This window comes from Dryocola sharpae (assembly GCF_051307055.1).
Lineage (GTDB): Bacteria > Pseudomonadota > Gammaproteobacteria > Enterobacterales > Enterobacteriaceae > Dryocola.
The window spans coordinates 3,206,403-3,218,915 of sequence record NZ_CP149994.1 but is presented as its reverse complement, the minus strand read 5'-3'; the positions used below and the strand labels follow the sequence as shown (position 1 = coordinate 3,218,915).

Genomic DNA, 12,513 nt, shown 5'->3' with positions numbered 1-12,513 from the left:
ACTGGAAGGGTATTTAGGTATGCAGAAAGAACAGCTTTCCGCTTTAATGGATGGAGAAACTCTGGGTAGCGAGCTGCTGAACAGATTGTCGAAAGACAAAAATTTGCAGCAAAGCTGGGAGAGCTACCACCTGATCCGCGATACCATGCGCGGAGATACCAGTGAAATTCTTCATTTCGATATTGCGGCTAACGTTATGGCTGCAATCGAAAATGAACCGGCGCGTCAGGTCACGCCACTGATACCGGAACAACAGCCTCAGCCGCAGCAGTGGCAGAAAATGCCGTTCTGGCAGAAGGTGCGTCCGTGGGCCAGCCAGCTTACCCAGGTGGGGGTGGCCGCATGCGTATCGCTTGCGGTTATCGTTGGGGTACAGCACTATAACGGCCAGTCAGATAGTCCTGCGCAGCCGGAAACACCGGTATTTAATACGCTGCCAATGATGGGCAAAGCCAGCCCGGTAAGCTTAGGCGTACCGTCTGACAGTACTGCCAGCACGGGTCAGCAGCAGGTACAGGAACAGCGTCGTCGTATCAACGCTATGCTGCAGGATTATGAATTGCAGCGTCGTTTACACGCCGAGCAACTCCAGTTTGAACAGGCGCAAACCCAGCAGGCTGCTGTGCAAGTGCCAGGAAACCAAACTTTAGGAACGCAATCGCAGTAATGAAGCAACTTTGGTGTGCTCTGTCTCTGGTGGCAGGCAGCCTGTTGTTCACCTCCAGCGCCTCGGCGGACACCGTTTCGTCCGGGGCGCTGTTGCAGCAGATGAACCAGGCGAGTCAGTCACTCAATTATGAGTTGGCGTTTATCAGCATCAACAAGCAGGGGATAGAGTCCTTACGCTATCGTCATGCACGGCTGGATAACCGACCGCTCGCACAATTACTTCAAATGGACGGCCCTCGTCGGGAAGTTGTCCAGCGCGGTAGCGAAATCAGCTACTTCGAGCCTGGGCTGGAACCGTTCACGCTGAACGGGGATTATATCGTCGATTCCCTGCCGTCTATCGTCTATACCGATTTCAAACGTCTGACGCCCTATTATGACTTTATCTCCGTCGGCCGCACGCGTATTGCCGACCGGCTTTGTGAAGTCATCCGCGTCGTTGCCCGTGACGGCACGCGCTACAGTTATATCGTCTGGATGGACGCCGAGACTAAGCTGCCGCTACGCGTCGATTTACTCGACAGGGACGGTGAAACCCTGGAGCAGTTCCGCGTGATTTCATTTGCGGTGAATGAGCAGGTTAGCGGAATGATGCAGAATCTGGCCAAAGCGAGCCTGCCGCCGCTACTCTCCGTGCCGGCTGGGGAAAAACCAAACTTTGCCTGGGCGCCAACCTGGCTGCCGCAAGGTTTCAGCGAGGTTTCCAGCGGCCGCCGGCCTTTACCCACCGTCGATGTCCCCATTGAATCGCGCCTTTATTCAGACGGTCTGTTTAGCTTTTCTGTAAACATCAGCCGCGCGGGTAACGTCAGTGGCGATCAGCTACTGCGCACCGGGCGTCGCACCGTCAGCTCCGTCGTGCGTGATAAAACAGAAATTACCATCGTGGGTGAGCTGCCGCCGCAAACGGCTAAACGTATTGCGGACAGCATCAAATTCAGGACTGCGCCATGATTAAAGAATGGGCTACCGTTGTCTCCTGGGAAAAGGGCGAGGCGCTGCTGCGTTGCGACGTGAAAGCATCCTGCAACAGCTGTGCATCGCGCGCGGGCTGCGGCAGCAGGTTGCTCAACAAGCTTGGGCCGCAAAATCATCATCTTCTGTCGGTTGCAAGCGAACAGCCGCTGGTGGAAGGGCAGAAGGTTGAGCTGGGCATTGCCGAAGGCAGCCTGATCGGCTCTGCGCTGCTGGTTTATATGTCTCCGCTGGCGGGCCTTTTTGCTATAGCGGCGCTATTTCAGGGATTATTCGGCTCCGATCTCGCGGCGTTTTGCGGCGCGGTGCTGGGCGGCGTGGGCGGCTTTCTTCTGGCCCGTGGAGTCTCGGCAAAGCTGAGCCATCGTGCAGAGTGGCAGCCCGTTATTCTGAGCGTTGCGCTGCCTCCGGATGCGCTGCGCGTCGAGACCATCACCTCCGTAGATGGCCGGTAAAATTCTGCTGGCCGCTATTCAATGCCTCACTTCCGTCCTGCCTCTTTTCTTCCCTCAGCTAAGCTTGCAGGATGAGCAGTTTCCTCGCTTTCTCGTTGTAGTGTAGAATGCGGCGTTTCAGGCAGAAGACAGCCATTGACATCATGCTCCGTACAGCGCGAAGCGCCGAGCTCTCAGGCATTTGTAAGGCATAAAAACCTCTAACTATGAAGAATATACGTAACTTTTCTATTATTGCCCACATCGACCACGGTAAATCGACGCTGTCTGACCGTATCATCCAGATTTGCGGCGGCCTCTCCGATCGCGAAATGGCAGCCCAGGTGCTGGATTCCATGGAGCTGGAACGTGAACGCGGTATTACCATCAAAGCGCAGAGCGTAACGCTCGATTACAAAGCAAGCGACGGCGAAACTTATCATCTGAATTTCATCGATACCCCAGGCCACGTCGACTTCTCTTACGAAGTGTCCCGTTCTTTAGCCGCCTGCGAAGGCGCGCTGCTGGTGGTGGATGCCGGGCAGGGCGTAGAAGCCCAGACGCTGGCAAACTGCTACACCGCGATGGAAATGGATCTGGAAGTGGTGCCGGTACTGAACAAAATTGACCTGCCGGCCGCCGATCCCGACCGTGCCGCGCAGGAAATTGAAGATATCGTCGGCATAGATGCGACCGATGCCGTGCGCTGTTCCGCAAAAACCGGCCTTGGTGTGACGGAAGTCCTCGAGCGTTTAGTTCGTGACATTCCGCCGCCGGAAGGCGATCCGGAAGCGCCGCTGCAGGCGCTGATCATTGACTCCTGGTTCGATAACTATCTTGGCGTTGTCTCGCTGGTGCGTATTAAAAACGGCACCATGAGAAAAGGCGATAAAATCAAGGTGATGAGCACCGGCCAGGTGTATAACGCCGACCGTCTGGGCATCTTTACGCCAAAACGCGTCGATCGCGACGTACTGGGCTGCGGCGAAGTAGGCTGGCTGGTCTGCGCCATCAAAGACATTCTGGGCGCGCCGGTTGGCGATACCCTGACCCTGTCCCGCAATCCGGCGGAAAAAGCGCTGCCGGGCTTTAAGAAAGTGAAGCCTCAGGTTTATGCCGGCCTCTTCCCGGTCAGCTCTGACGATTATGAAAACTTCCGTGACGCGCTGGGTAAACTGAGCCTGAACGACGCCTCCTTGTTCTATGAGCCGGAAAGCTCAACGGCGCTGGGCTTCGGCTTCCGCTGCGGCTTCCTCGGTCTGCTGCACATGGAAATCATTCAGGAACGCCTGGAGCGTGAATACGATCTCGATCTGATTACCACGGCACCAACGGTAGTCTACGAAGTCGAAACCACCGGCGGCGAAACGATTTACGTTGATAGCCCGTCCAAGCTGCCAGCGCTGAATAACATCGCAGAGCTGCGTGAGCCGATCGCGGAATGCCATATGCTGATGCCGCAGGAATATCTGGGCAGCGTCATCACCCTGTGCATCGAGAAGCGCGGCGTGCAGACCAACATGGTTTACCATGGCAACCAGGTGGCGCTGACCTATGAAATTCCAATGGCGGAAGTGGTACTCGACTTCTTCGACCGCCTGAAGTCCACCTCCCGTGGCTATGCTTCACTGGACTACAACTTCAAACGCTTCCAGGCCTCAGACATGGTGCGCGTAGATGTGCTGATTAACGGCGAGCGCGTTGACGCCCTGGCATTGATCACCCACCGTGGCAACTCACAGTTCCGTGGCCGTCAGCTGGTGGAAAAAATGCAGGAGCTGATTCCACGTCAGCAGTTTGATATTGCGATTCAGGCGGCAATCGGCGCGCACATTATCGCGCGTTCTACCGTCAAGCAACTGCGTAAAAACGTTCTGGCAAAATGTTACGGCGGCGACGTAAGCCGTAAGAAAAAGCTGCTGCAAAAACAGAAAGAAGGTAAGAAACGTATGAAGCAGGTCGGTAACGTCGAGCTGCCGCAGGAAGCGTTCCTCGCCATTCTGCACGTCGGTAAAGACGGCAAATAAACTAAGGAGTTGGCATGGCGAATATGTTCGCCTTGATCCTCGTGATAGCCACGCTGGTGACGGGCATTTTATGGTGTATCGATAAGTTTATCTTTGCGCCAAAGCGTCGTGAAAAACAGGCGACGGCGCAAGCTGCCGCTGGTGAAACGCTCGATGCGAAAACGCTGAAAAAGGTTGGTCCGAAACCCGGCTGGCTGGAAACCGGCGCGTCCGTCTTCCCGGTCCTGGCTATCGTGCTGATTGTGCGTTCGTTTATTTACGAACCGTTCCAGATCCCGTCCGGATCGATGATGCCGACGCTGTTGATTGGCGATTTTATTCTGGTCGAGAAATTTGCCTACGGTATTAAAGATCCTATTTACCAGAAAACGTTAATTGAGACGGGCCATCCAAAACGCGGTGATATTGTAGTCTTTAAATATCCTCAGGATCCGCGTCTTGATTATATTAAGCGCGCAGTTGGTTTACCGGGCGACCGCGTAAGCTACGATCCGGTTGCGAAAGAAGTGACCGTGCAGCCAAATTGCAGCTCCGGCCAGGCCTGTGATAACGCCCTGCCGATTACCTACAGCAACGTTGAGCCGAGCGATTTTGTGCAGACCTTCGCACGTAACAGCGGCAGCGAAGCAAGCTCCGGTTTCTTCCAGGTTCCGCAGAACCAAACCAAAGAGGGCGGTATTCGTCTGGGCGAGCGTAAAGAGACGCTGGGCGAGGTTACTCATCGCATTCTGACCGTGCCGATTGCGCAGGATCAGCTGGGTATGTACTACCAGCAGCAGGGCCAGCAGCTGGCAACGTGGATCGTGCCGCCGGGCCATTATTTTATGATGGGCGACAACCGCGACAACAGCGCCGACAGCCGCTACTGGGGCTTCGTTCCTGAGCAAAATCTGGTCGGCAAAGCAACCGCCATCTGGATGAGCTTTGAGAAGCAGGAAGGTCAGTGGCCAACCGGCGTTCGCTTAAATCGTATTGGCGGAATTCATTGATCAATTAAATCTATTCAGGTAACGACATCCCCTGTCGTTGTGTATAGAATATCCCCCCGTATTTAGGCTGGCTCCTCGCTGAGGAGCCACGGCACACGAAACAGCGTTGGCTTCCCTGGTTCAGGTCTGTTCCGTGTGCTGAATAATTGACGCATTCATTAATTGGTATCGCATGAACCCCATCGTAATCACAAGGCTGCAGCGTAAGCTGGGCTACACTTTTGTACATCAGGATCTGTTGCAGCAGGCTTTAACCCATCGCAGCGCCAGCAGTAAACACAACGAGCGGCTGGAATTTTTGGGCGACTCCATTCTGAGCTATGTTATCGCCAACGCGCTTTATCATCGTTTCCCTCGCGTTGACGAAGGTGACATGAGCCGCATGCGTGCGACGCTTGTTCGCGGCAATACGCTGGCAGAAATCGCTCGCGAATTTGATCTGGGCGAGTGCCTGCGCCTTGGGCCGGGCGAGCTGAAAAGCGGCGGTTTCCGTCGTGAATCTATTCTTGCCGATACCGTTGAAGCCTTAATCGGCGGCGTATTTCTCGACAGCGATATTCAGAACGTTGAGCGTTTGATCCTCTCCTGGTATCAAACCCGCCTTGATGAAATCAGTCCGGGCGACAAACAAAAAGATCCGAAAACGCGTTTGCAGGAGTATCTGCAGGGTCGCCACTTACCGCTGCCATCCTATCTGGTGGTGCAGGTTCGCGGCGAAGCGCACGATCAGGAATTTACTATTCACTGTCAGGTGAGTGGCCTGCCTGAGCCGGTCGTAGGGACAGGTTCAAGCCGCCGTAAGGCGGAACAGGCTGCGGCTGAACAGGCGCTTAAAAAGCTGGAGCTGGAATGAGCGAAGAACAAACATTTTGCGGGTTCGTGGCAATCGTAGGCCGCCCGAACGTCGGCAAATCCACGCTGCTAAACCAGTTGCTTGGGCAAAAAATCTCCATTACCTCGCGTAAGGCGCAAACCACGCGTCACCGCATCATGGGCATCCATACCGAAGGGGCTTATCAGGCAATTTATGTTGATACCCCAGGGCTGCACATGGAAGAAAAGCGCGCCATCAACCGCCTGATGAACAAAGCGGCCAGCAGCTCCATTGGCGACGTTGAGCTGGTTATCTTTGTGGTGGAAGGCACTAAGTGGACAGCCGACGACGAAATGGTGCTTAACAAGCTGCGCGACAGCAAGGCGCCGGTTATTCTCGCGGTCAACAAAGTTGATAACGTGCAGGATAAAAGCATCCTGCTGCCGCACCTGCAGTTCCTCGGCAGCCAGATGAACTTCCTCGATATCGTGCCGATCTCCGCTGAGACCGGAATGAACGTGGACACTATCGCCAGCATCGTGCGTAAACGCCTGCCGGAAGCGATCCACCACTTCCCGGAAGATTACATCACCGACCGCTCGCAGCGCTTTATGGCCTCTGAAATCATCCGTGAAAAACTGATGCGTTTCCTGGGGGCGGAACTGCCGTACTCCGTCACGGTAGAAATCGAACAGTTCGTGACCAACGCGCGCGGCGGCTACGATATCAACGGTCTGATTCTGGTAGAGCGTGAAGGCCAGAAGAAGATGGTGATTGGCAATAAAGGCGCCAAAATCAAAACCATCGGTATTGAAGCGCGTAAAGATATGGAAGAGATGTTCGAAGCCAAAATCCACCTGGAGCTTTGGGTGAAGGTGAAATCCGGCTGGGCAGACGACGAGCGTGCGCTGCGTAGCCTCGGCTACACAGACGAGTAATTGATGGAAGGCTGGCAACGGGCTTTTGTCCTGCATAGTCGCCCCTGGAGTGAAACCAGCCTTCTTCTCGACCTGTTTTCCGAAGAGTCAGGGCGAATGCGCGTCATTGCCAAAGGCGCGCGTTCTCGCCGTTCCAGCCTGAAAGGCGCGTTGCAGCCTTTCACCCCTTTGCTGGTACGCTGGAGCGGACGCGGCGAAGTCAAAACGCTGCGCAGCGCCGAAGCGGTTTCCCTCGCGCTTCCTCTTGGCGGCATCTCGCTTTATAGCGGCCTTTACGTCAACGAGCTTGTCTCCCGCGTGCTTGAGCAGGAAACCCGTTTCTCCGAGCTTTTTTTTGATTACCTGCACTGCATTCAGGCCTTAGCCGGCACCAGCGGCACGCCGGAGCCTGCGCTGCGCCGCTTTGAGCTGGCCCTGCTGGGGCATCTTGGCTATGGCGTGGATTTCCTGCATTGCGCAGGCAGCGGGGAAGAGGTCGCAGATAACATGACCTATCGGTACCGGGAAGAGAAAGGCTTTATCGCAAGCCTGGTCGTTGATAACAACAGCTTTACAGGCCATGAGCTTAAAGCGCTGGCAAACCGCGAGTTTCCGGACGTGGCGACTTTACGCGCGGCTAAACGCTTCACCCGTATGGCGCTAAAACCCTATCTCGGCGGTAAACCGCTCAAAAGCCGCGAACTGTTCCGTCAGTTTGTGCCCAAAAAACCGCCACTCAAATCTTCTCCTGACACGCAATAGCGCCCGATCGTAGCCACGCTTTCCATCAGCGGTGTACACTGCTGAGCATATCATTCCGATCCCCGAGGATAGTCATGGCTGAATTACTGTTAGGCGTAAACATCGATCATATCGCGACCCTGCGCAACGCACGCGGTACGGCGTACCCGGATCCGGTGCAGGCAGCTTTCATTGCAGAGCAGGCGGGAGCCGACGGCATTACCGTACACTTACGTGAAGACCGTCGTCATATCACCGATCGCGACGTTCGCGTTTTACGCCAGACCCTTGATACCCGTATGAACCTCGAAATGGCCGTCACCGACGAGATGGTTGCCATCGCCTGTGAAACGAAACCTCATTTCTGCTGCCTGGTCCCGGAGAAGCGTCAGGAAGTGACCACCGAAGGCGGCCTGGACGTTGCGGGCCAGCTCGACAAAATGCGCGATGCCTGCAAACGCCTGGCCGACGCGGGTATTCTGGTCTCTTTGTTTATTGACGCCGACCATGCGCAGATCGATGCAGCCGTTGCCGTGGGCGCGCCGTATATCGAGATTCATACCGGCTGCTATGCGGATGCTGAGGATGAAGCAACGCAGGCAAAAGAGCTGGCGCGCATCGCCGAAGCCGCGACCTATGCCGCAGGCAAAGGCCTGAAGGTGAATGCCGGCCACGGCCTGACCTACCATAACGTGCAGGCCATCGCTCGCCTGCCGGAAATGCACGAACTGAATATCGGTCACGCTATTATCGGGCGTGCGGTGATGAGCGGCTTAAAAGAGGCCGTAGCAGAAATGAAACGTCTGATGCAGGAAGCGCGTCGCTAATGGCGATCCTTGGCCTCGGCACGGATATCGTGGAGATAGCGCGCATTGAAAGCGTTATCTCCCGCTCGGGAGACAGGCTGGCGAAACGCGTGCTGAGCGCCAACGAATGGAAACAATACGAAGCGCACCAGCAGCCGGTGCGTTTTCTTGCCAAACGGTTTGCGGTTAAAGAGGCGGCAGCCAAAGCCTTTGGCACGGGTATTCGCAACGGCCTTGCGTTTAACCAGTTTGAGGTGTTTAACGATGCCTTAGGCAAACCGCAGCTGCGGTTCTGGGATGAGGCACAACGACTTGCCGAGCGAATGGGAGTGCAATCGGTACATGTGACTCTGGCAGACGAACGCCATTACGCCTGCGCCACGGTGATTATCGAAAGCTAGATTTTATCGGCGTGATGCAGCTGAACAAATTTGTCCCACAGCTGCTCTTCACTTTCCTGGTGCGCCGGGTCGATGATAATAGTATTTACGATCGGGCAGACCTGCTGGCAGGTTGGCGTTTCATAATGGCCCACGCACTGGGTGCAGCGATCGGTATCGATCTCGTAAATACTGTCGCCCATAGAGATCGCCTGGTTCGGGCACTCCGGCTCGCACATATCGCAGTTGATGCATTTTTTGGTAATTAGTAAAGCCATTTCAAAACCTTGCCGTGTCTCAACCCGCCAGTCGCCTTCCCGCCAGTACAGCAAAATCAGCAATACCGGTTGGTGTATGTGTTTTTATACAGTATATAATGGAAGTGAAAGCACCGGAAATTTGCAGGCGCGCACTGTACCACAAAAGCAAAGCATCCCCAATAACGCTGTGTGTTTAACCGCGTTTATTGCTTTGTGTACTTTCAGTACGTGCTATTATGGCGCCAGCCCTCCACAAAATGAGTTGTGATCGTACTTATGGTACAGAGAGAACAATTGCGCGAAGCATTCTCCCGCAGGCTGGCGCAGGCCTGCACAGAAGCCAGCCTGGACGAATTTGGCAGAGGCATGGCGATAGCCAGAGCCCTCGGCGTATCTTCAAAAGCCGTAAGTAAATGGCTTAACGCCGAGGCGATCCCCCGTCAGGACAAGATGTATGAGCTGGCCACGTTTTTGAACGCGGACGTGCTGTGGCTGCAGCATGGCAACGAAGGCATGTTCGCCGATGAGCGCCGCGATTCCGCCCATGCGCCGACGCTGAACGAAAGCGCAAGAGCGCCATTTTATACGCCGCAGCCAGAACCGGGATTTCGCATCGATGTGCTGGATATCGAGGCCAGCGCCGGCCCGGGTCGCTTGATTTCCAGCGAAGTGACCGAAACCATCAACCATATAGTTTACGACAGTCAGGAAGCGCTGGAGCTTTTTGGTCATCGTCCTGCGGACAGCATTAAAGTAATAACCGTTACGGGCGACAGCATGTCCGGCACCATTGAGCTGGGCGACTATATCTTTGTCGATATCGCTAAAGATTATTTCCAGGGCGACGGTATCTATGTGTTCCTTTACAAAGGACAACTGCTGGTTAAGCGCCTGCAAATGACCCACGACAGCCTGCTGGTGCGGTCGGATAACGCTAAATATGCCGACTGGAAAATCTGTGAGGAAAACGAACTGCATCTGAAAATCATCGGACGCGTGATGTATAGCCATTCGATCAAGCGCCACGCCTGAGACGGCTGCCCCGGCAACGGGGTAATCGCAATTATTTTCCCTTCAAAATCAATTAGTAAATAAAATAAGCGTTTTTTTACCCACAAATTGTACTTTTGGTTCTTGACTGTTTTGTACTATTGGTTCAATATCAGTTCATCAGCAGGACGCGGTACTCACAGGAAAGTGAACGCTCATTAACAGCCCACCCTGAAAAAGGGTAAATACACCGAAGCAATAAGCTTTGGGATATCTGAAGGATATCGCCAAAGTTGATTGACAGGAGGATGTATGGACGCACAGGCTCGTCGCCGTCAACGCCGCGAGGCGAAGCAGCTGGCCTGGAAAGCAGCTAATCCGCTTTTAGTCGGCATTAGCGCCAGACCAGTAACTCACCCGCCGCTCGTATTAAACCGCAAGCCAGAAGATCGTATAGCAAAAGCGCTGGAAGTGATTAACGAGTACGGCCTGCAAATTATTCAAAACGCCGAGCGTTATCAAAAGATTCGCCGGCAGCAGGACAGCATCACCCGCAGAATTTACCAGTCATCGCCGCAAACTTTATCCGGCGAGGCGGGCGCCAGCGGAAAAGAGAAACGCCACGGTAAATCTCGCCCCCTGATTTAACGGTTTCCTGAAACCTCCTTCGTTACTGATACCTCGATTCAAACAGCAGTGAGATAACCCCCATGAATGACCAGCCTGGTAATGTGGTCACGCAGGCTTTTGCGTGGCTTGCGACTCTGGCTGCCGGTTTGGGTATCACGACACAGGATATGGTCTACATGATATTCGGCCTGGCAGGCCTCGGTATTTCGGTCGCGTCGTATATCAACGCGCGTCTGGACGCGTACCGCAAACAAAAGGAGGACGAAAAAAGAACGCAACTGCTGCAGGACTACCTGGCGGCTTTGCAAAACAAAAACGGTACCGAGCGGCTGACTACGGCACAGGCAGTCAGCGAGGCCATAAGACGGGCAGGTGATTAATGACTATGTCTCCCGGTTTAAGAAAAACATTGCTGAGCTTATCCGGAGCCAGCGCGCTTACGCTTGCAGGCGTGATGGTTCCTGAACTCGAGGGCGTGCGCTACACGGCCTATTACGACGTGGCCGGCGTTCTGACCGTCTGCTACGGCCATACCGGCAAAGACATTATCCCCGGTAAAGGCTACAGCCAGGCGGAATGTGAAAAGCTGCTCAACCACGATCTGCTTCCCTTTTCCCGCGCGGTTGAGCGCGCCGTCACTGTCCCGACCAATGAATACCAGAAAGCCGCATTGATAAGCTTTAGCTACAACGTGGGCATCGCCGCTTTTCAGCGTTCCTCCGTTGTGCGCTATCTCAATGCCGGCGAGGCGGATAAAGCTTGTGAAGCGATGAAGCTGTGGGTCTGGGCCGGCGGCAGGAAATGGCAGGGCCTGATGAACCGGCGGGAGGTGGAATATGAGGTTTGTCGCTGGCGCAGGAGTCCGACATGAGAACGCTTACTGCCATCCTGGGCTGCCTGCTGCTGAGCGGCGCGTTAGGCTTTTCTCATTTTTACCAGCGCTACCAGCAGCAGAAACAGCGTCTGGCGCAGACTGAAAAGCAGCTTGCCTTACGGCAAGCCGTCATTGACGACATGCGGGCGCGGCAGCGTGATATCGCCGCGCTTGATACCCGCTATACCAGAGAGCTCAGCGATGCCCAACATACTATCGAAAAGCTGCAGCGCGATGTGGCTGGTGGGGCTAAGCAGCTGCGCCTTGCCGCCGCCTGTGAACCTTTGCCAGCCTCCACCTCCGCCGCCCGCGTGGATGATGCAGCCCGTCCCCGACTTACAGACGCCGCTGAACGGGATTATTTCCGTCTCAGAAGCCGAACCGCGCTCGTCCTGAAACAGCTTGCGGGGCTGCAGGATTATGTCCGGCAGCAATGCCTGAAACCTATCAATAAAGGAGAGAATAAATGAATGATTCTACCCGGCCGGGTTATCTCGTGCCGGTTAGCTCGCCGCCGAACTATGACGAACAGCTTGAGTCTCAGCTGGGCAACTGGATTGCGGGAGTTTCAGGGCTACCCGCCGAAATGGTGCTGGCTCGCTGGACTGAACAACCGCCCGCAACGCCCGCGGCCGGCTTAACGTGGTGCGAGTTTGATACCTGCGTACAGCTCGGCGAGTCTCCGGCCTTTGTGTCAGTAGACGGCCACAAAGACGCGCTTCGGCAAACCGAAGTGATTGCGGTGAACTGTAGTTTCTACGGCCCGGGGGCCCAGGCCGTTGCGGCGTTATTTCGCGATGGGCTGTATGTTGCGCAGAATAACGCCGGGCTTAACCGCATCGGGCCCACTTTTGTAACCTGTGGAGCGCTGGTTCCGGCTCCCGAACTTATCAGTAACCAGTGGCAACGCCGCTACAACCTCACCGTGACGCTGCACCGCCAGGTGGTACGCGAATACGGTATCCAGTCCCTCGTTTCTGCTTCAGTAAATATCTTCGGAGAATAAA

Annotated in this window: 17 protein-coding genes; 16 read left to right on the top strand and 1 reads right to left on the bottom strand. The window is 55.0% G+C overall.

Translation table 11 applies throughout. The features are described 5' to 3' along the window. Nucleotides 1–19: 19 nt before the first annotated feature. The 10 genes from rseA to acpS all read left to right on the top strand — a co-directional run bounded on the left by rseA (nucleotide 20) and on the right by acpS (nucleotide 8,773). Nucleotides 20–667 (top strand): anti-sigma-E factor RseA, encoded by a 648-nt coding sequence (gene rseA / locus WLO31_RS15345; RefSeq protein WP_435927481.1) that lies wholly within the window; start codon nucleotides 20–22, stop codon nucleotides 665–667. Then, nucleotides 667–1,623: a sigma-E factor regulatory protein RseB gene (rseB, locus tag WLO31_RS15340; RefSeq protein ID WP_435927480.1), complete on the top strand. Its 957-nt coding sequence runs from the start codon at nucleotides 667–669 to the stop codon at nucleotides 1,621–1,623. Before rseA ends, rseB begins: the two co-directional genes overlap by 1 nt. Continuing rightward, entirely contained in the window at nucleotides 1,620–2,099 is a 480-nt protein-coding gene (gene rseC, locus WLO31_RS15335; RefSeq protein WP_435927479.1) for a SoxR-reducing system protein RseC, read from the top strand. Before rseB ends, rseC begins: the two co-directional genes overlap by 4 nt. A gap of 206 nt (nucleotides 2,100–2,305) precedes the next feature. Beyond that, the gene (gene lepA, locus WLO31_RS15330) at nucleotides 2,306–4,105 is read left to right on the top strand and encodes a translation elongation factor 4 (protein ID WP_435927478.1); all 1,800 of its coding nucleotides are present in this window, start codon (nucleotides 2,306–2,308) and stop codon (nucleotides 4,103–4,105) included. 14 nt (nucleotides 4,106–4,119) lie between these two features. Further along, on the top strand, nucleotides 4,120–5,094 hold the full coding sequence (gene lepB / locus WLO31_RS15325) for a signal peptidase I (protein WP_435927477.1): 975 nt from the start codon (nucleotides 4,120–4,122) through the stop codon (nucleotides 5,092–5,094). Nucleotides 5,095–5,266: 172 nt separating this feature from the next. Further along, entirely contained in the window at nucleotides 5,267–5,947 is a 681-nt protein-coding gene (gene rnc, locus WLO31_RS15320; protein WP_435927476.1) for a ribonuclease III, read from the top strand. Further along, complete coding sequence (gene era / locus WLO31_RS15315; RefSeq protein WP_435927475.1) at nucleotides 5,944–6,846, top strand: GTPase Era; 903 nt, start codon at nucleotides 5,944–5,946, stop codon at nucleotides 6,844–6,846. The genes rnc and era overlap by 4 nt, the downstream gene beginning before the upstream one ends. 3 nt (nucleotides 6,847–6,849) lie before the next feature. Continuing rightward, nucleotides 6,850–7,587: a DNA repair protein RecO gene (gene recO, locus WLO31_RS15310; RefSeq protein ID WP_435927473.1), complete on the top strand. Its 738-nt coding sequence runs from the start codon at nucleotides 6,850–6,852 to the stop codon at nucleotides 7,585–7,587. A 74-nt stretch (nucleotides 7,588–7,661) separates the two neighbouring features. Beyond that, nucleotides 7,662–8,393 (top strand): pyridoxine 5'-phosphate synthase, encoded by a 732-nt coding sequence (gene pdxJ, locus WLO31_RS15305; RefSeq protein WP_435927471.1) that lies wholly within the window; start codon nucleotides 7,662–7,664, stop codon nucleotides 8,391–8,393. Continuing rightward, nucleotides 8,393–8,773 carry a holo-ACP synthase gene (gene acpS, locus WLO31_RS15300; RefSeq protein ID WP_435927469.1) on the top strand — a complete coding sequence of 127 codons (381 nt, stop codon included), beginning with the start codon at nucleotides 8,393–8,395 and terminating at the stop codon, nucleotides 8,771–8,773. Before pdxJ ends, acpS begins: the two co-directional genes overlap by 1 nt. Here the strand turns inward: acpS and WLO31_RS15295 are convergent. Continuing rightward, nucleotides 8,770–9,030, bottom strand: a complete 261-nt coding sequence (locus tag WLO31_RS15295) for a YfhL family 4Fe-4S dicluster ferredoxin (protein WP_271122228.1) — start codon at nucleotides 9,028–9,030, stop codon at nucleotides 8,770–8,772. The genes acpS and WLO31_RS15295 overlap by 4 nt on opposite strands. Before the next feature lie 258 nt (nucleotides 9,031–9,288). Here WLO31_RS15295 and WLO31_RS15290 point away from each other — a divergent pair, with 258 nt between their 5' ends. The 6 genes from WLO31_RS15290 to WLO31_RS15265 all read left to right on the top strand — a co-directional run bounded on the left by WLO31_RS15290 (nucleotide 9,289) and on the right by WLO31_RS15265 (nucleotide 12,512). Then, on the top strand, nucleotides 9,289–10,044 hold the full coding sequence (locus WLO31_RS15290) for a S24 family peptidase (RefSeq protein ID WP_435927468.1): 756 nt from the start codon (nucleotides 9,289–9,291) through the stop codon (nucleotides 10,042–10,044). Nucleotides 10,045–10,314: 270 nt separating this feature from the next. Continuing rightward, on the top strand, nucleotides 10,315–10,650 hold the full coding sequence (locus WLO31_RS15285; protein ID WP_435927467.1) for an antitermination protein N: 336 nt from the start codon (nucleotides 10,315–10,317) through the stop codon (nucleotides 10,648–10,650). Nucleotides 10,651–10,712: 62 nt separating this feature from the next. Beyond that, the gene (locus WLO31_RS15280) at nucleotides 10,713–11,012 is read left to right on the top strand and encodes a hypothetical protein (RefSeq protein WP_435927466.1); all 300 of its coding nucleotides are present in this window, start codon (nucleotides 10,713–10,715) and stop codon (nucleotides 11,010–11,012) included. A 5-nt stretch (nucleotides 11,013–11,017) separates the two neighbouring features. Then, nucleotides 11,018–11,503 carry a lysozyme gene (locus tag WLO31_RS15275; protein WP_435930628.1) on the top strand — a complete coding sequence of 162 codons (486 nt, stop codon included), beginning with the start codon at nucleotides 11,018–11,020 and terminating at the stop codon, nucleotides 11,501–11,503. After that, a complete protein-coding gene (locus WLO31_RS15270) occupies nucleotides 11,500–11,976 on the top strand; it encodes a lysis protein (protein ID WP_435927465.1) in 477 nt (158 codons plus the stop codon). Before WLO31_RS15275 ends, WLO31_RS15270 begins: the two co-directional genes overlap by 4 nt. After that, entirely contained in the window at nucleotides 11,973–12,512 is a 540-nt protein-coding gene (locus WLO31_RS15265; RefSeq protein WP_435927464.1) for a phage neck terminator protein, read from the top strand. The genes WLO31_RS15270 and WLO31_RS15265 overlap by 4 nt, the downstream gene beginning before the upstream one ends. The last annotated feature ends 1 nt before the right edge of the window (nucleotide 12,513 follow it).